A 16,699-nucleotide genomic window follows, 5' to 3' on the forward strand; every position below is an offset into this window, starting at 1 on the left:
AAAGACTTGGCAAGTCAACAACGACAGACTCAAGAACGGTTAGAACCAGCAGCTAATGCGGAACGCGGTCGGGGTTGGATGATCAGCTGGGCGACAGTGTGGATCAATAGGCCGGCCAGGGCACCGACCACCGTGCCGTTGATGCGGATGAACTGGAGATCCCGGCCCACTTGCAGCCGGTTGGCCGCCGCGCTGGAGGCCGTCGCCCAGGGCGTCACGGTGTTGTGCGAGCACGGCCGCCGGATCGCCTGACCCGGCGGCCCGCTCGGTGTCACCCGGTCGTCGATGCCGCTCCCAGCCGGCGACGCCGCCAATCGACTGGGGCTGACGGCAGCCACGGATCCACGTACGTGACTGGGCGGAGGAGGCCGTCGTTGGCGACCCGTGGTCCCAGCGACGCCCTGGTGCTGGGAGGGTCACCGTGTGCGGAGGTGATGGCTGAGGGTGTGGGTCAGCCGGAGGAGTGCGGCCTGGCCGTCATCGCCCGTCTCAACCAGTCCGCCGTTCCGTGCGGTCCGGATGATGCGCTGGATCTGATGCGGTAGCCGCTGAACCTCGGCGGCGGTGAGCGCGGTGCGGAATGCTTCTCGGGCGCTGTCGCGGTCGCCGGACTGGAGGTGGACCTGTCCGGCGGTCACCTGCTCGATGATGTGCCACTGCGGGGCAGTGTGCGGGTCGGCCAGACAGGTCCGCATGACCCGGGCCGCCTCCGTGGCGCGCCCGGTCGACGCGAGACCGCGTGCGCGGATCTCGCGGAACGTGAACGGGTTGACCAGCATTCCGGGTGTGTGTTCACGGTCGAGCAGGTCAGCGAACCGCATGATCGCGCCGTCGAACGTCCTCCGGTCGCCATGTTCCCCGGCGGCACGGGCGAGAAGCGCCAGCGCGGCGCCTTGCCCTTCGTTGTCGACCGACAGGGCAACGGCACGGCATAGTCGCGCGATGGCCGCGGGGAGATGGTTCGCCTTCCGGAGTTCGTTGCCGTGCATTCTCAGCGTGTGCGCGAGGAAGATGGGGTCGTCGAGTTGGTCGGCGATGAGCAGTGCTTTGCCGGTCCACCGTGCGGCGGAGGACAGCCGTTCCTCGGGAAGAATCGTACCCAGTGACACGCCAAGTGAGACACGTGCTCGCGCCAGCAGGACAAGGACGTCGCGTTCGGTGTGTCCGTCGGCGGCTCGTGCTTCCAACCGGGCGACCAGTGGCCACAGTTCGTTCACGGCGTCAACCGCACGGCCAGCCTGGCGGGCGATCTCAGCGAGACGAATCGTGGAGTCCCCGAACTGGACCAGGGCGGCGAAATCCGCGTCGTCGTCATCGGTCACGCCGAGCACATGCGCGGGCAGGCCGAGTATGCGCGCGATGTGCCGGCGCGCACCGATGTCGTTGATCGAGCGGCGGCGTGTCTCGATCATGGACACGTAGGTCTTGTCGTATCCGAGAATGCGCGCCAGCCGGTCCTGGCTGACTCCGTTGAGATGTCGGTACGTACGAAAGATGATGGCCAGATCCCGACTGCCCAGCGCGATGGCTGCCTCAGGTGAGGACCACAGCCATACCGTCGGTACCGGACGGCGCATTGGCACGACCGGTGTCGCACGGCCCGCGCTCGTGTGACAGGCGGGGCAGACCAACTCGGTGGTGACCGTGCTCAACGCCGCTCCGCATGCCTCGCACCGTCCGCTGCCCACGGTTGGGCTAGGTGGTCGCGGCTGAGTTGCTGTCGCGGAGCCTGGCGTACCAGGTCGCGATCGAACGCTTGTAGCCTTCCGGCATGGTCAGCGCCGGGACGTCGCGTTCGTCGAACAGGCCGACCTCTTTGTGCTCGTGCGAGACCACAGGGACGATATCGCCGATCGGGTCGCATCCGTAGGTCACGATGAACACGTGCTTCTCGGCAGCGTTGATGTAGTACATCCAGCTGTCGAGGATCGGGCCGGTCTCGACCTGCCACTGAGTTTCTTCCAGAATTTCTCGGGCGACGCATTCCTCCGGTGTTTCACCGATCTCGATGCGGCCGCCGGGGAGCTCCCATTCTTCGCGTTCGTTGCGCAGGAGAAGCACCTTGCCGGCGCGTACCACGACCCCCTTGATCGAGATCGAGAACGTTGGCGGTGTGTACACGTCCTGGCCCTCCGGTCATCGCTGTGATTGGCGTACTGAGCAACGTAGCGCATTCGGCGGCGGCCAGGTGCGGTGTAACTGTTGACAAGTTGTCACTGGACATTGCTGGTGGACGCTCCTTTCCTTGGCCATGGAGTGATGGCTGTGGTGATGGGGAGGTCAGGCATGAGATCCGAGTCGTGGACGCGGTACCGGGTTGGCGGTGACCGGAGCACGGATGCGGCGAGCGAGCTGGCTCCGGCACTGGCCCAGCAGGGCTTGGTCCTGATCGACGATCTACGCGGCGGGAATGACCTGCTCCGATTGGCACGCTCACTGACCACTGTCACGCCGCACCGGGACAGCGACGCGGCGGGTCTCACCACGATCACCGATGTCGGCGGTCCGGTGCGGCGCGGCTTCGCCGGTTTCAGCGCCTGTGCTCTCAATCCGCATACGGACCGGTCGGGGGTCGCGAACCCGCCGGGTCTGCTCATGATGTCCTGCGGACAACCCGCGAACCTGGGTGGTGAATGTGTTGTCATCGACGGAAAGGCGGTCTACGACGAGCTTGCCCAAACCTGTTCGCGAGCACTTCGGGCATTGGGTGGTCCGCGATCGGTCCTGTTCGGCGGAGCCGCAGGATATCTCGGATCAATCTTCACGAGAGTTGGTGATCGGATCACGATCCGTCTTCGCCTGGATGACCTCGCGCGGTTCTCGCCCGAGGTCACCCGCTGGTTGCCGATCCTGCGCGCCACGATTGACCGACATGCCGTGATGTTCGGTCTCGATGCTGGACAGGGCTATGTTCTCGACAACTGCCGATGGTTGCACGGTCGGCGTGCGTTTTCGGGTCAGCGAGTGATGTATCGGGTGAACGGGCACCCGCGGCCGAGTTCGGGGCTGATCCCAGGATTTCTTCCAGGCGGTGCGCGGCTGCCCTGACCCGCTTGTTGGACGCCTGGCCACCGCGTTGGCGGTGACCAGGCAAGCGTGTGACGGCGTGCGGAGGTGGTGGATGAGGGTGCTCGGGGCGAGGACGATGCTCGGGTCCTGGGAGGGCTTGGAGTCGCGTGCGGCGGCGTGGTGGCCGTTGTTCGCGATCTCGACGCATTCGCCGTTGCCTGTGCTGCAGGAACTCTTTCGCCAGGCGGTGGGGTCCATGGTCATCAGGCTGTCTCCTTCAACTTGCGTGAGAGGTCGGCGAGAAGTGACGCCGAGTCATAGGGGCTGGCTGCGACAGCGACGTCCTCGAAGCTGATGTAGGCGGCGTACTCCCATCGCCGCACCCACCGCTGTCGGCGACACAGCTCCCGGCGGTCACCCGATGCGGTGTAGTGCTGCCTCGACGGCGGTCTCGACCCGGGAGGTCATGCCGGGTACGTCGACGGGACGGCGTCCGGCGACCTGGGCACAGATCCATTTCGGCGCGCTGTCGTCGTGGTGCAGCAGGGCGTACAGGTCCCACCACGGATCGAGGGGCGTGCCGGTGATCGACTCGTAGAGTGACCGGAGTTGTTCGGACCACTCGGGTGAGTGGAGTGCGGCCAGGTAGCGCCGGCAGTGCCCGACGTCGATCGCGCGCGAGCCCCGGTGGAGGGAGTTCCAGTCGGTCAGGCCGGTGATCCTTTCGCGTGACCACAGCAGGTTGACCGGGAGGAGATCGCCGTGCAGGAAGACGGCGGTGTCCTCGGGCGGTGGCGCCGCCATGACAGCGAACGCCGCCTTCCACACCGACGGCCGCTGTGCGCCGGACGGCACCCGAAACCCGCCTGGGGCAGCGATCCAGGAATCCGCCCACGGTCTGAACCTTGTCGCGGGGAGATCGAGGGAATGCAGCAGGGCGGCGATCTCCGCGATCCTCGTCAGCCACGGCCGAGGATCCGACGGACTGAGGTGAACCCGCCCCGGCAGGTGGGTCATCAGCAACGACGGCGAGCCGCCCGTCGAGGCACCGGCGACGTCGGTGGCCAGGACGCCGGGAACCGGGAGCCCGCTTCCCGCCACCACACCGAGGTTGGTGATCTCCTTCTCCAGGCTGCGACGCAGGCCCAGCTCGCCCGGGTACTGCCGCAGTACGACGGACGTCCGCGTTCCACGTCGTTCGACGGTCAGCCGGTGCACGGCGGAGCAGACACCACCGGTCAGCCGGCGACAGTCAACGACGCGACTGCCCCGACCCAGCGACGCCGCGACCCACGCGAGAGTCTCCGCGCAGGGCCGACGCTGTCGGAACCCGCCGTCCCGCCAGTCGCCGCCGGTCATGTGCGTGAACGTACTCGTCACGGGACTGCGTGACGGATCCCGGCTCGGTGAGTGATTCCGTGAATATTCCGTGAGGATTGCGCCGGGGTGTGCTGAGTCGTGCCTGGTGAACCGACTTTCGGCGGCTGCGGTGAAGATCTAACGTTGCTGGTCTAATATCGCACTGCTTACCTGCTCGCGGTGTCAGCGAGGCTCCGGACGCTGTGACCAGCGTGGGGGAGCGCCGAAATCGGCGATCGGAACGGGAAGAGGGAGTGGTCGTGGAATTGGTGATCACGGCTGGCGACGAGACGGGTGACCTGTCGACGTGGCTCGCTCGGGAGAATGACCTGCGGGGCTACGTTCGCAGTCGGCCAGGGCCACTCTCGGAGCACACGCTGGCCGCCGAAGTTGTGATCATCGCGGCGATCGCGGCGGTGTCCGCGCTGGCCCGGTCCATCTGCGGCTATCTCATCGAGCGGGAGCGCGCTCGACGGACCGACCTCGAGTTCGCGATCACCAGGAAATCTGGAAACGTCGACCATTTCGTGGTCAACGGAACAACGGATCCGCTGCGGCTCGTCGAGTTGCTGTTGGGGGAGGACGGGCCGAGCGATCAGATCGGGGACGGCGACTCCGATGCCTCTTCGTCTGCCGTATCCTAGTCAGTCGCGGGCCGTGCTGATCGGCACCTCGACGTACACGGGCATGCCTGGCACCGCGACCCTGCCGGGCGTGCGCAACAACATCTCGGACCTGATCAACGTTCTCGCGGATCCGGTCAACGGTGGTTTCTCCCGGGACAACTGCATCTCGTTGATCGACGAGCCCGATCCCGAGGTCATTCTTCAGAAGTTGGACGAGGCCGCCGAGCAGGCGCAGGACGTGCTGTTGGTCTACCTGGCCGCGCACGCCACGCCGAAGGACAACGTGAGCAACGAACTCGCCATCCTGCTGTCCGGCACGGACACGACGAAGCGCAGGTGGTGGCGTGACGCGTTGTCGTACAACGACACCCGCCAGGTATTACGGGAAAGTCGGGCGCGGAACACGATAGTCATCGTGGACACGTGTTTCGCCGGGCGCGTCCTGCCCGAGGTTCTGGGAACGGACCTGTTCGACGTCGGTGGCGCGTACACGTTGGCGGCGGTCGGGCCGAACGGGCGGGCGTCCGCGAAACACTGGAGCAGACAGAACACCGCGTTCACCGGCGTACTGCTGCAGTTCCTGTCCGAAGGTGTGGCCGGGCCCGACCCGCTGTTGTCGCTGCCGCGAATTTACCCGCTTCTCCGGGCTGAGCTCACTGCCCACGAATATCCTGTGCCGCATCAGCACCAGACCAACGAGATCGAGCAGATCGCGATCGTCCGCAACCGGTCCCAAGTGACCGACTGGACCGTGCCGAAGGAAATCGCCGAGGGGCTCAACAGCCTCATCCCCACCGTCCGGCGCGAAGCGGTCGCCGCGCTCGGTGCCCTCGGTCGAGGTGTGGGCGGTGTCGCTCGGGACCAGGTTCGGACGATCCTGACCGGCATGGTCGCCGACGACAGCAACCTGGTCCGCGACGAGGTCAGACATGTTCTCGACGCTGTCGAGAACGGTGTCGCCCGACCCGCGCACCCCGTGTGGCCCCGGGTCCCCGAGGTGGACCTGGACCCGCGCATCTGGCCCGAGCGGACCCGATCGCGTCCGGCGCGGTGCTGGCTGCCGGTGGGGGTGGTCGCGTGGGTCGCCGCCGCACTGTTCCTGTGGTGGCGGGACTGGATCATCTGGCAGGCGGCGATCGCCGGTCTGGCCATCGGTGTGCTCGGCTGGCTTGCCGCGTTCGCCGGGGCCAGGCTCGCCGAGCCGGCGGCCGGTCCCACCCAGGGGGAGGAAGAATAAGGATGGCCTTCGCACGCCTGCTGCGTTCGCGCGTGGTGCCGCTCGCCGCGGCTGCCCTGGTGGTCGTGGGTGCCACAGCGGTGGCCGACCGGTACCCGTCACTGCGCTATCTCTCCGGCGAGGTGAGAATAGGGATCAACGGGAACCTGCCGGGCTGGAGCTACGTCCCTGAAGGCGCCTCCGAGCATCAAGGGTTCGACCCCGAGTATCGGGGGTTCGACGTCGAGTTGGCGAATTTCCTTCAGGCTAAATATGGCTTCGATCTTGAACTGGTCACACTCCAGCCGAACGACCGTATCACCGCGCTGCTGGACTACAAGGTTGACCTCGTCATTTCCAACTTCTCGATCGAAGGGCCGAGCGGATTCGGCCCGGACGTGCGCCGGCAGGACGTGCTCGACTTCGCGGGCCCATATTTCCAGGACGTGAGCGGTTACATGTACTCTCGCGTCAAGCCAGCATGGCGGGATGACGACGAATTTTACGCACGTTCATGTGTGAGCGAGGGTACCACTGCCGAGGAGTGGCATCTACCCATGGGCGGTGTTAAGGAAACTCAGCGCAGGTGTTTTGAGCGGTTCGTCGACCGCAATGACGTCGATGTTGTTGCTGTGGCGACCGATTTTTCGATCCTGGCCGCGTACGTGGACGACCTTAAAAACAAAGGTGACGATCTGGAACCTCCAGAGGTATGGAAAGAGGGCGAGGAGAAATTCGTCCGCGAAGAAAAGTATGGGATCGCCATGAGGGAGAACAGTCCCGGGCTCTGTGGTGAGCTGAACCGTGCCATCCAGGAGTTCCTGGACGGCAACGGCTGGGATGAGGCGTTCCGCCAGGAATTGCGGATGCTCAACCGTGACGGGAAGAAGCCGGACGCGGTCGATTCAGAAGTGTGCGGGCGATAACCGCCGCCACTGTTACGGCGTGCGGAGGTGGTGGAGGAAGGTGCGGAGGGTGGTCGGGGCGAGGATGAGGATGGGGCCGAGGGGGTTCTTGGAGTCCCGGGCGGCGGCGTGGTGGCCGTCGTTGGCGATCTCGACGCACTGGCCGTTGCCGCTGCTGAGAGCACTCTTCCGCCAGGCGGCGTTGGGAACGTTGGTCATCGGACATTCTCCTTCATCTCGCGTGCCAGGTCAGCGATCAACGATGCCGAGTCGATGGGGCTCGCCGCTACGGCCACGAGCGTGTCGAAGCTCGTGCGGAAGTGGCTGATCTTGACGTCGGACTCAAGGAAGAAGTCGCCGGCCATGCTGTCGACGTAGATCAGGTCGGTGTCCATCGGGTCGGCGAACTCCAGGATCGAGAACTGGCCGGGCATGCCGGGGTGCGCACCAGCAGAGTACCGGATGACCTGCAGGGTGATGTTGGGTTCGTTCATCGCGCTGGCCAGGTGGTTCAGTTGGTCGAGCATCACCTCGGGGCCACCGACCATGCGATGTAGCGAGGCCTCGTCCACCACCGCCCACAGCTTGAGTCGTGACTTCTTGGTCAGCACCGCCTGGCGCTCCATCCGCGCGCGGACTCGGTCTTCCACTTCGGCGTCGGTGGCCGTGGGTAGAACGCCACGGATGACCGCTCGCGCATAGCGTTCGGTCTGGAGCAATCCCGGCAACAGCAATGACTCGTAGTTCCGAACCCGTTGGGCTTCGTCCTCGAAGCTGATGTAGGCGGCGTACTCCTCCGGCAACTCGGCGTGGTATTGGCGCAGCCAGCCCTGAATGGCCGCGTCTCGGCACAGTTGGATCAAATATTCACGATACGGTTCCTTGACCTTGTACAACCTCAGCAACGTGGCCAGGGTGCGCGCCTGCGGCCGGGCCTTCGCGCTCTCGAGACGATACAGGGTCGCGATGTTGAGTCCCGTTCGCTCCATCACTTCTTCCCGTGGCAGCCCCGAGTTCTGTCGAAGTCTGCGAAGTTCTGCGGCGAGCCGGCGCAGGCGTACGGTGGGCGTCTGCTTTTTCTGTCCCATGTGGCGATCTCCCGACGAGTTGGCCGGCCAAAAAACAAAGTTGACCCGCGATTGTGCAATGTTGCGGAATGGGGATTGTGGCAGGCATTATTGCCCTCCGAGGAGGAATGGATCAAGTCCCGCTGTGGACCGTTGTCCACGAACAGTGATCTCCTCAGTCACCCATTCGAGTGAAGGAAGAACGATGATGTCTGAGCCGCCCGAGGTCAGCTCGCTCGTGTTGGAGATCCCCGACAGTTGCCGCATGCGCGGTGAGTTCACCGAACTTGAGCAGGTCACCGGGGAGTGGACCATCCGGGTGGTCTTCGGCAACTCCCAGGACGCCGTTCAACTGCGGTTCGAACGTCCCGCTCTCGTGCGCTTCGTCCAACTCGGCGTCGACCTGCTCTCCGGCGGCCCGCCGGACGAGGATCGGTGACGCTGCGCCAGCTGGTCCTGGAGGCGGGCGTGCCGGAACCGGCACACCGCGCCCGCCCGCCGCGGGACCCGACGTGCGCCTACTTGAGGTTCGCGACCTCCACCCGGATGTCGTCGGTGTTCCTGAGCAGGGAGACCGACATCCGGTGACGGGGGGAGTAGTGGCCGGTGAGCAGGAACCAGGTTCCCTCGTCGTAGGTCAGGAGCAGGGCACCGGTGTAGCGGTAGTGCGGCTTCTTGTCGGGCCCGACGTACTGGCGCAGCTGGGTTCGGCTGCCCGGCAGGTCGAGATAGCGCTCGCTGAACACGGTGACCGTGGGGCGTTGCTCGGGGTGCGCGGCGACCAGGTTGGCGGCGTGTTCGCCGGTGCCGCGTGCGTACCTGTCGCCCATCCAGAACAACGCCACCAGCACGACCATGCCGATTCCCACGGCCAGTACCCGGCCGGCGTCGGGCGGCGTGAGCTCCAGGTCCGGTCCGATTCTGAGCAGGCCGCAGGAGCCGGTCAGCATGACGACAGCCACCCACGCGCCGGACAGGCCGGTCCAGCCGAGCAGGCCCAGCAGGTACAGCGGGCCGATGAGGACCATGGCCGCGCTCAGGGCCAACAGGGACCACCGGAGCCAACGCGGTGTGTCCGCTTCCCGCACGAATCGGCGGTACAGCACGTCCAGGACGAACAGCGCCAGCAGCAACGACAGCGACTGGACCACGATGCCGAAGGCGATGTCCACGCCGTTCAACAGGTACACGTCCAGCGACGGTCGAAGAATCCGGTGTCGGTCCCGGATCGGCGGTGTCGGGCAGCGGGGTCACGCCGAGGATCGGTGACGCCGCGCCAGATGGTCCTGGAGGCGGGCGTGCCGGAACTGGTACACCGCGCCCGCCCGCCGCAGGACTCCCCGCCGGTACGCGTCCTCCAGAAAGCCCGGCAGCGTCCACGGCAGCCGGCCGGTCAGCGGCAGCCACACCCGCGCCAGCACCAGCCACCGCCCCCACGCCGTCAGGCACAACACGTACGCCAGACCACCGCCGAGACCACCGATCAGGCCGACCGCCACGCTGTGCTTCCAGCGCCACGGGAACTCGACCTGCCACACCAACTCCGGCGGCAGCTGCGCCCACGCCACCGTCGTCAGCCAGTTCACCAGCACGAACACCACCGTGAACACCGGCGCGAACACCGCCAGCTGCACCGCCACCGTCGTCCGGTTCGCGCGCAGCAGCTCCGCCGGGTCGCTGGCCGAGCGCACCGCCACCGGGGTCTCGAACGCCGCCATCAGACCCAGCACCACCGCCGCCGTCCCGCCGAACATCCCGGCGAACACGACCGCGTCGGTCACCACCAGCACCGGGGTCGGGACGTAGTCGGGTCCCAGCGCGCGAGCCAACTCGCGGATCCCGCCCAGGCCCAACCCGACCAGCGCCCCCACCACCACCCCGACCGTCATCCGCGTCGCCACCCGGACGCGGGTCTGGCCGGTGCCGCGCCGCAACCGCAGGCGCACCCGCGCCGGGTCGAGCACGGTCCCGTGCCGGCGCAGCACGATCCGCTGCGCCAGCAACCCGGCCAACCCGAACGCCGTGCCCAGACCGGCCGACACCGCCAGCGACGCCCCGGTCAACCCCAGCAGGTACACCTCCAGCACCAGGTCGACGCAGGTCACCGCGAGCGCGGCGGCGACGGTCAGCACCACCGTGCTCGCCGGCCCGCCCAGCCGCCACCACGCCAGGTCGCGGGTGCCGAGCCGGTCGAGGTGGTCGGCGAGGTGACCCAGCCAGCGCCCCGCCCGCTCCGGGTCAGCGTTGCGGTACACGGTCGGCACGAAGTCCCCCAACAGGTGGTCCTCGATCGCCTCCGCCGTGGGGAAACGGACCTCGTCGAGCAGCTCGGCCGGGTCGTGGTCGGGGGTGTCGCTGTAGACGGTGCGCGCCAGGCCCACCATCAGCGGCGTGGTCAACACCTGCGCCAGCGGGTCGGGCAGCGCCGCGAGTACCGGCTCCCAGCCGGCCTTGCGGGTGGTGCGCGGCAGATAGTCGGCCAGGTCGGCCGGCGTGAGATCGGCCAGCTCCACACAGCCGGCGGCGGTCAGCACGTCGGTGCCGGCGACCGCCGCCGCGTACTCGTCGACCCGGCTGGTCAGCACCAACGGCAGCGCCGTGGCGTTGAGGGCCTCCAGCGCCGCGCGGTGCAGGCCGTCGGCCAGCTCGTCGAACCCGTCGAGCACCGGCAGCACCCGGTCGGCCTCGACGAGCGCGGCGGCCAGCGTCGAGCCGGTCGGGCCGGGGGCGGCCAGGCCGGGATGGTCGCGTTCCAGGCAGGCGACCAGCCAGTCACGCAGGTCGGTGGTGGTGGGGTTCCACGTGCCAAGGCCCACCACCACCGGCACCGGGTCGGTCGGCGCCCGCGACGGCAGCAGGCCCAGGACCAGCCGCAACGTGAGGATCGTCTTGCCGGACCCGGCGCGGCCCAACACCACCAGCCGCCCGGACGGGATCCGCCGGTAGACCTCGACGACACCGTCCAGGCCGCCGGTGAGGTCCAGCGGGGCGGCCCGCTCGCCGGCGCGGGCGCGGCGGATGTTGGCCCACGAGTCGGTCAGCCGCGCCGGGGCCGGTGTCCAGCGCACCGGCAGCGGATACGGGTCGTGCACCCGCCGCTGCTCCTCCTCCCGCAGCCACCGCGCCCGCACCGCGTGGGCCAGCTCGTAGGCGGCGCCGGCCAACGGGTCCGGGGCGGGGTTGTCCACATGTCCGGCGGCGGCCAGCAGCGTGACCCGCTCGCCGGTGTCCAACGCCAGCGCGTCGGCCAGCAGCCGGACGGTCGCGACCCGCGGTTCGGCGCGCTCACCGGTCTCCAGGCCGCGCACGGTCCGCACACCGAGCCCGGACCGGTCGGCCAGGGCCTCCTGCGTCAGCTCGGCCTGAAGACGGTGTTGACGCAGGAGAACCCCGAACCGGCTGGTCACGAACGCCGACCCTAGCGGGGCGGGTCAGCCCGCCCGGTTCAGCTCTCGCACAGGGCGGCGTCGATCACGTCACCCCGGGTCGGCTCGGCCGTGTTGTTGACGAACGTGTTGGTGACCAGCGAGGCGAACCGGCCGTCGTCGGTGACCATGGTGACCGAGGTGTGCCCGGTGGTCAGGTCGCCGGGATGGCCCCACGCGGTGCCGCCGCAGGACAGCTCCCAACTCATCAGGCCCAGGCCGTAGTCGGGCTGGTGGGCGGAGGTCTGACGCATCTGCGCGAGTGAGGCGGGGGAGACCAGGTCCCCGGCGGCCAACGCCTGGTGGAGGGTGACCAGGTCGGGCATCGTCGAGTTCATCGCGCCGGCCGAGCCGATGAGCGTCGGCTCCAGGCTGAAGGTGTTGTCGTACCAGAAGAACACCGGGCCGAGCCGGCCGCCGAGGTAGCCGCGCAGGAACGGCTCGGCCAGGGTGCGGTCACCGGAGGACGGGTAGCTGGTGTCGTCCAGGCCGAGCGGGGTGATGATCCGCGCGGTGACGGCCTGCTGGTAGGTCTGGCCGGTGAGGCGTTCGACGAGCAGCCCCAGGGTCTGGTAGCCGACGTTGGAGTAGGCGAAGTCGGTGCCCGGCGGGAACAGCGGCGCCTGGGTGAGCCCGGAGCGGACCAGCTCGGCCAGGTCGTAGCCGCCGTCGGCGTTGGCCGCCGGGTTCCTCGGGTCGCGGGCGATACCGCTGGTGTGGTTGAGGATCTGCCGCACGGAGATCGCGTTGCCGTCGTAGCCGTTGCCGGCCACGACGCCGGGCAGGTACGTCTCGATCGGCGCGTCCAGCTCGACCAGGCCCTCGTCGACCAGCTGTAACACCATCACCGAGGTGAACGTCTTGGTCTGGCTGGCGGCGCGGAAGTGGTCCTGCGGGGCGATCGGGCGGCTGGCCGGGCTGGTGGCCGAGCCGCTGGTCACCGTCCACGGGCCGTTCTCGTCGCCGGCGAGGACCGCGGCGCCGGGCCCGGCGTGCGGAAGGTACTGGTCGAGGGCCTGCTGGGTCAGGGGGTGGTCGGCCTGGGCCGCCGCGTTGACCGCCGGGGTGGCGGTGAGCAGGCCGGCCGTGAGCAGGAGGGTGGCGAGGGTGGCGCGCATCGAGTCTCCTTCCGCCGGCTCGGACAAGCCGGCGGAAGAAGACTCGGGGCGCGGTCGGGGTGCGGGCCAGGCCAGCGGGCGGCCACCCGTGGCCGGTTACAGCCCGATGAGTTCGGCCAGTCGTTCGACGTGGCTGTCCGGGTCGCCGAAGGCCAGCGCGCAGGCGATCGCGTGCCGGGTGTGCACGTGCAGGTCGTGCTCGGCGGTGAACCCGATGGCGCCGTGCACCTGGTGGCCCAGGGCGCACACCCGCTGGTAGGCCTCGCCGACCCAGCTCTTGGCGACCGCCACTTCGGTGTCGGCGGTCCAGCCGCGCCCCAGCCGCCAGCACGCCTCGTAGGCGGCGAACCGGGAGCCCAGCACGTCGATGGCCATGTCGGCGCAGTGGTGCTGCACGGCCTGGAACGAGCCGATCGGCTTGCCGAACTGGTGGCGCTGCGTGGCGTACTCGACGGTCTGGTCGAGCACCGCCTGGGCGCCGCCGACCATCTCCGCGCACACGATCGCGGCGCCGAAGGCCGCGACCCGCGCGGGATCCACGTCCAGCGGCACGCCCTCACCGAAACGCACCCGGTACTTCGGGTCCAGGCCGATCACCTCGACCCGCTCGATCTCGTCGGCCTTCTCGACCAGACGCACGCCGGTCTCGGTGGTCACGACGAAACCGTCGGCGATCTCGGCGTAGGGAACGAGGTCGGCGACCCCGGCCACGGCCGTGGCGGGCGTGTACACCCGCCCGGCCGCGACCCGCTCCCGCAGGTCCGGGACCGCCATCGCGCACGTCAACGACACCGTGAACGGGCTGGGCACGGCGAACCGGCCCAGTTCCTCGGCCAGCAGACACGCCTCCAGGAAGCCGACGTCGAAGGCCACGCCGGTCCAGCCCAGCTCGACGATCTCCTTCCACAGCTGTTCGGAGAAGCCCTCGCCGGGCCGGGCCCGGCCGGCGAGGAACTCGCGGGCGGTGCGCTGGACCAGCTCCTGGTCCTCGGTGAGAGTGAGGTCCATCAGCGGCTGCCCGGGGGGATCTTGTCCGAGCGCACCCACACGCCCGGCCGCTGCTCCCAGAACAACTGCACCAGCACCCCACCGGTCTGCTTGGGGTGGACGAAGGTGTGCTTCCACGCGGCGCCGTCGGTCACGCCGGTCTCCTCGTCGAAGGTGTTCAGCCCGTGGTGCTCGCACGCGGCCAGCGCCGCGTCCCAGTCGGACACCTGGAAGGTGACGTGGTGGGCGGCGGCACCGTTGCGGGACAGGAACTTCTCGATGAACGAGTCCTCGCCGCGCGGCATGATCACCTCCCAGCAGATGCTCGACCCCGGCACGTTGAGCACCAGGTCGGCCATGTCGGGGTGCTCGTCGTCGGCGGTGCGCCACACCTGGACGAAGCCGGCCAGGTCGGCATACCAGCGGGCCAGCTCGTCGCGGTCACCGAAGGCCTGGCAGATGTGGTCCAGGGCCACGATCCCCAGCGTCGGACCATCCACATCGGACGCCTCGACGGGGGTGGCGTCCTCGTCGCCGGCCATGGCGAGGGTGCCCGGGCCGCGCAGGCGCCACAACACCCCGGGTCCGTGCTCGGGCGGGGTCAGCGACGCCTCGGTCCACCGGCCCGGCACACCGTCGGTGACCTTGAGGCCCCGCTCCTCCAGCTCGACGATCGCCGCGTCCAGGTCCGGGACCTCCGCCCCCACGTGGTGCAGGCCCGGACGGCCGCCGTGGTCGTCGAGCCAGGTGGCCAGCGGCGAGGAGTCGCCGGAGGGGGCGAGCACCAGCCAGGCGTGGCCCCAACTGCCGGGGATCTCCAGGCGCACGCCCTTCGTCCCGGCCGCCGGATTGTCCCATTGGGACACCGGGCGGAAGCCGAACACCCGCGACAGGAATGAGACCTGCGCGTCGAGGTCGGGCACCACCTGGGCGACGTGGTCGATCCGGTAGATACGCATGCGGGTCTCCTCAGCTGGGGTGCGGCTCGATCCAGTCGTACTCGTTGTCGACCAGTTCCTTGACCAGCCGCAGGTTGTAGCGGTTCATCGCGGCGATCCGCTCGGCCAGCGCGGACACCTGCTTGTCGAACTCCTCGGCCGGGAACACGCTGTTGACCAGGCCCAGCTCCAGGGCGCGCGCCGGGTCCAGGCGGATGCCGGTGAACAGCATCTCCTTGGCCCGCGCCTTGCCCACCCGCCGGGGCAGCCGCTTCACCCCGCCCCAGCCGGGCGCCGACCCGCCGAACGCCGGCTGGTCGGGGTCGGGCTTGCCGTCCATGAACTTCGGCTGGTACGGCGGGCGCGCCGACAGGGTGATCTCCACCAAACCCATCTTGGCGTTGTCGGCGCAGACGATGAAGTCCGCCGCCAGCGCCAGTTCCAGGCCGCCGCCGACCGCGTAGCCGTGCACGGCGGCGATCACCGGGATCGACGTGCGCTCGATCAGCGCGAACGTCTTCTCACCCAGCCGTCCCTGCTCGATCCGCTCGGCCGGGGTGAGACCCTCCGACCAGGCGACGTCCATGCCGGCGCAGAACGCGCGCTCCCCGGCGCCGCGCAACACCGCCACGTGCACGTCGGTGTCCTCGTCGAGTTCGGTGAAGACCGTGCGCAGCTCCTTCATCGACGACGGGGTCAGCGCGTTGAGCTTGTCCGGCCGGTCGAGCGTGACCCACGCGATGCGGTCCTCGATCCGGACGTCCAGGGTTTCGTAGGACATGTGCTCCTTCTCCCGACAGGGGATCTTCCGACTGGTCAACTTCTGGGGAGGCCGAGGCCCCGGGTGGCGATCACGTTGCGCTGGATCTCGGTGGTGCCGCCGAGGAAGGTGGCGGCCACCGAGTCCAGCCGCAGATGGGTGAACGCGGCGTTCATCGGTGAGTCGGTGCGCTGCCACAGTTCGGCGAACGCGCCGAACGCCTTCGCGCCGGTGCGGGCGATCCGCCCGGCCAGCTCCGCGCCGAACAGCTGGTTCACCGACGCCTCGTAGCCGGCGACCCCGCCGGCGGCCTGGGTGGACACGGTGTAGCGGGCCAGGTTGTAGAGCACTCGCACCTCGGCGTAGCGGCGGGCGATCTCCTGGCGCAGCACGGCGGTGTCCGGCCGCAGGTAGGGCTTCGCCGCGTCGCTGTTCACGTAGTCGACCAGCGAGGACAGCGCGTGCTCGAACTTGACCGTCGCACCGATCCCGGCCCGCTCGAACGACAACGCGGTCATCGCCACGTACCAGCCCCGGTTCTCCTCGCCGACCCGGTTGGCCACCGGCACCCGCGCGTCGTCGAAGAACACCTCGGCGAACGGGGCGTCGCCCCGCAGGTCGGTGATCGGCCGCACGGTCACCCCCTCGGTGGCCGTGTCGACCAGCAGGAACGTGAGGCCCTTGTGGCGGTGCGCGTCGGGGTCGGTGCGGACCAGCACGAACAACCAGTCCGCGTACTGACCCAGCGAGGTCCACACCTTCTGGCCGTTGACGACGTAGTCGTCGCCGTCGCGGACCGCGCGGGTGCGCACCGAGGCCAGGTCCGACCCGGACTCCGGCTCGGAGAAGCCCTGCGCCCAGGTGCGTTCACCGCGCGCGATCGGCGGCAGGTGCTCGGCGCGCTGCGCGTCGGTGCCCTCGGCCAGCACCGTCGGGCCGAGCAGGAACGCGCCGATGCCGTTCACCGTCGGCACCCGGGCGCGCATCATCTCCTCCTGCAACACGAACTCCAGTGCCGCCGGCAGCCCGGCGCCGCCGTACTCGGCCGGCCAGTGCGGGGTGATCCAGCCGCGTTCGGCCAGCGCCGCCGCCCAGCGCCGGGCGCCCTCGCGGCGGTCGGGGTCCTCGCTGAGGCGGTCGGCCGGCCAGTTGTAGCCCCACACGTCCTCCGGTTCGAGGCTGTGCTCGGCGGCCGGGTCCGGCCGGTAGGCCGCCGGGAAGTGCTCGGCGACGAAGGCCGCCACCTGCTCGCGGAACGCGGCCTCCTCGGGAGTGTCCTCCCAGTTCAT

The 16,699-nt window shown here is 68.8% G+C and carries 17 protein-coding genes and 2 pseudogenes; 5 read left to right on the top strand and 14 right to left on the bottom strand.

The window, feature by feature from the left end; all coding sequences use genetic code 11:
• Nucleotides 1–29: 29 nt before the first annotated feature.
• From BLA60_RS33050 to BLA60_RS33060, 3 genes and pseudogenes are all read right to left on the bottom strand, one after another.
• Nucleotides 30–179, bottom strand: a pseudogene (locus tag BLA60_RS33050) (DUF445 family protein); the annotation flags it as partial.
• 237 nt (nt 180–416) lie between these two features.
• Nucleotides 417–1,652, bottom strand: a complete 1,236-nt coding sequence (locus tag BLA60_RS43840) for a helix-turn-helix domain-containing protein (RefSeq protein ID WP_245812306.1) — start codon at nt 1,650–1,652, stop codon at nt 417–419.
• A gap of 43 nt (nt 1,653–1,695) precedes the next feature.
• Nucleotides 1,696–2,121: an NUDIX hydrolase gene (locus tag BLA60_RS33060; protein WP_075136973.1), complete on the bottom strand. Its 426-nt coding sequence runs from the start codon at nt 2,119–2,121 to the stop codon at nt 1,696–1,698.
• Between the two features lie 165 nt (nt 2,122–2,286).
• Between BLA60_RS33060 and BLA60_RS45860 the strand changes: the two genes are divergently transcribed.
• Nucleotides 2,287–3,048: a TauD/TfdA family dioxygenase gene (locus BLA60_RS45860; RefSeq protein WP_075137046.1), complete on the top strand. Its 762-nt coding sequence runs from the start codon at nt 2,287–2,289 to the stop codon at nt 3,046–3,048.
• Between the two features lie 93 nt (nt 3,049–3,141).
• Here the strand turns inward: BLA60_RS45860 and BLA60_RS46330 are convergent.
• Together BLA60_RS46330 and BLA60_RS33075 are read right to left on the bottom strand one after the other, a co-directional pair.
• Nucleotides 3,142–3,273: pseudogene (locus tag BLA60_RS46330) on the bottom strand (DUF397 domain-containing protein); the annotation flags it as partial.
• A gap of 150 nt (nt 3,274–3,423) precedes the next feature.
• Complete coding sequence (locus BLA60_RS33075) at nt 3,424–4,368, bottom strand: phosphotransferase family protein (RefSeq protein ID WP_075136974.1); 945 nt, start codon at nt 4,366–4,368, stop codon at nt 3,424–3,426.
• 260 nt (nt 4,369–4,628) lie between these two features.
• Here BLA60_RS33075 and BLA60_RS33080 point away from each other — a divergent pair, with 260 nt between their 5' ends.
• From BLA60_RS33080 to BLA60_RS33090, 3 genes are read left to right on the top strand one after another with little or no spacing between them, the layout of a single operon-like run.
• Nucleotides 4,629–5,012 (top strand): effector-associated constant component EACC1, encoded by a 384-nt coding sequence (locus BLA60_RS33080; protein WP_154814784.1) that lies wholly within the window; start codon nt 4,629–4,631, stop codon nt 5,010–5,012.
• Nucleotides 4,987–6,231: a caspase, EACC1-associated type gene (locus BLA60_RS33085; RefSeq protein WP_084735607.1), complete on the top strand. Its 1,245-nt coding sequence runs from the start codon at nt 4,987–4,989 to the stop codon at nt 6,229–6,231. Before BLA60_RS33080 ends, BLA60_RS33085 begins: the two co-directional genes overlap by 26 nt.
• Before the next feature lie 2 nt (nt 6,232–6,233).
• The gene (locus tag BLA60_RS33090; RefSeq protein ID WP_075136977.1) at nt 6,234–7,136 is read left to right on the top strand and encodes a substrate-binding periplasmic protein; all 903 of its coding nucleotides are present in this window, start codon (nt 6,234–6,236) and stop codon (nt 7,134–7,136) included.
• 12 nt (nt 7,137–7,148) lie between these two features.
• Here BLA60_RS33090 and BLA60_RS33095 read toward each other — a convergent pair whose 3' ends face one another.
• Both BLA60_RS33095 and BLA60_RS33100 read right to left on the bottom strand, forming a co-directional pair.
• Nucleotides 7,149–7,334 (bottom strand): DUF397 domain-containing protein, encoded by a 186-nt coding sequence (locus BLA60_RS33095; RefSeq protein ID WP_075136978.1) that lies wholly within the window; start codon nt 7,332–7,334, stop codon nt 7,149–7,151.
• The gene (locus BLA60_RS33100) at nt 7,331–8,203 is read right to left on the bottom strand and encodes a helix-turn-helix domain-containing protein (protein WP_075136979.1); all 873 of its coding nucleotides are present in this window, start codon (nt 8,201–8,203) and stop codon (nt 7,331–7,333) included. Before BLA60_RS33100 ends, BLA60_RS33095 begins: the two co-directional genes overlap by 4 nt.
• A gap of 184 nt (nt 8,204–8,387) precedes the next feature.
• On the opposite strand from BLA60_RS33100, the gene BLA60_RS33105 reads away from it, so the two are divergent.
• Complete coding sequence (locus BLA60_RS33105) at nt 8,388–8,621, top strand: hypothetical protein (RefSeq protein ID WP_075136980.1); 234 nt, start codon at nt 8,388–8,390, stop codon at nt 8,619–8,621.
• 79 nt (nt 8,622–8,700) lie between these two features.
• Here BLA60_RS33105 and BLA60_RS33110 read toward each other — a convergent pair whose 3' ends face one another.
• From BLA60_RS33110 to BLA60_RS33140, 7 genes are all read right to left on the bottom strand, one after another.
• Nucleotides 8,701–9,372, bottom strand: a complete 672-nt coding sequence (locus BLA60_RS33110) for a hypothetical protein (RefSeq protein ID WP_075136981.1) — start codon at nt 9,370–9,372, stop codon at nt 8,701–8,703.
• 60 nt (nt 9,373–9,432) lie between these two features.
• Nucleotides 9,433–11,589, bottom strand: coding sequence for a helix-turn-helix domain-containing protein (locus BLA60_RS33115; protein ID WP_075136982.1), 2,157 nt, complete (start codon nt 11,587–11,589; stop codon nt 9,433–9,435).
• Nucleotides 11,590–11,627: 38 nt separating this feature from the next.
• The gene (locus BLA60_RS33120) at nt 11,628–12,725 is read right to left on the bottom strand and encodes a serine hydrolase domain-containing protein (protein WP_075136983.1); all 1,098 of its coding nucleotides are present in this window, start codon (nt 12,723–12,725) and stop codon (nt 11,628–11,630) included.
• 96 nt (nt 12,726–12,821) lie between these two features.
• Complete coding sequence (locus tag BLA60_RS33125; RefSeq protein WP_075136984.1) at nt 12,822–13,733, bottom strand: acyl-CoA dehydrogenase family protein; 912 nt, start codon at nt 13,731–13,733, stop codon at nt 12,822–12,824.
• On the bottom strand, nt 13,733–14,671 hold the full coding sequence (locus BLA60_RS33130; protein WP_075136985.1) for a VOC family protein: 939 nt from the start codon (nt 14,669–14,671) through the stop codon (nt 13,733–13,735). The genes BLA60_RS33125 and BLA60_RS33130 overlap by 1 nt, the downstream gene beginning before the upstream one ends.
• 10 nt (nt 14,672–14,681) lie before the next feature.
• Entirely contained in the window at nt 14,682–15,431 is a 750-nt protein-coding gene (locus tag BLA60_RS33135; protein WP_075136986.1) for an enoyl-CoA hydratase/isomerase family protein, read from the bottom strand.
• Nucleotides 15,432–15,466: 35 nt separating this feature from the next.
• Nucleotides 15,467–16,699 (bottom strand): acyl-CoA dehydrogenase family protein, encoded by a 1,233-nt coding sequence (locus BLA60_RS33140; protein WP_075136987.1) that lies wholly within the window; start codon nt 16,697–16,699, stop codon nt 15,467–15,469.

Origin of the sequence: Actinophytocola xinjiangensis (assembly GCF_001921215.1) — a bacterium.
In the GTDB taxonomy this organism is placed as follows: domain Bacteria; phylum Actinomycetota; class Actinomycetes; order Mycobacteriales; family Pseudonocardiaceae; genus Actinophytocola; species Actinophytocola xinjiangensis.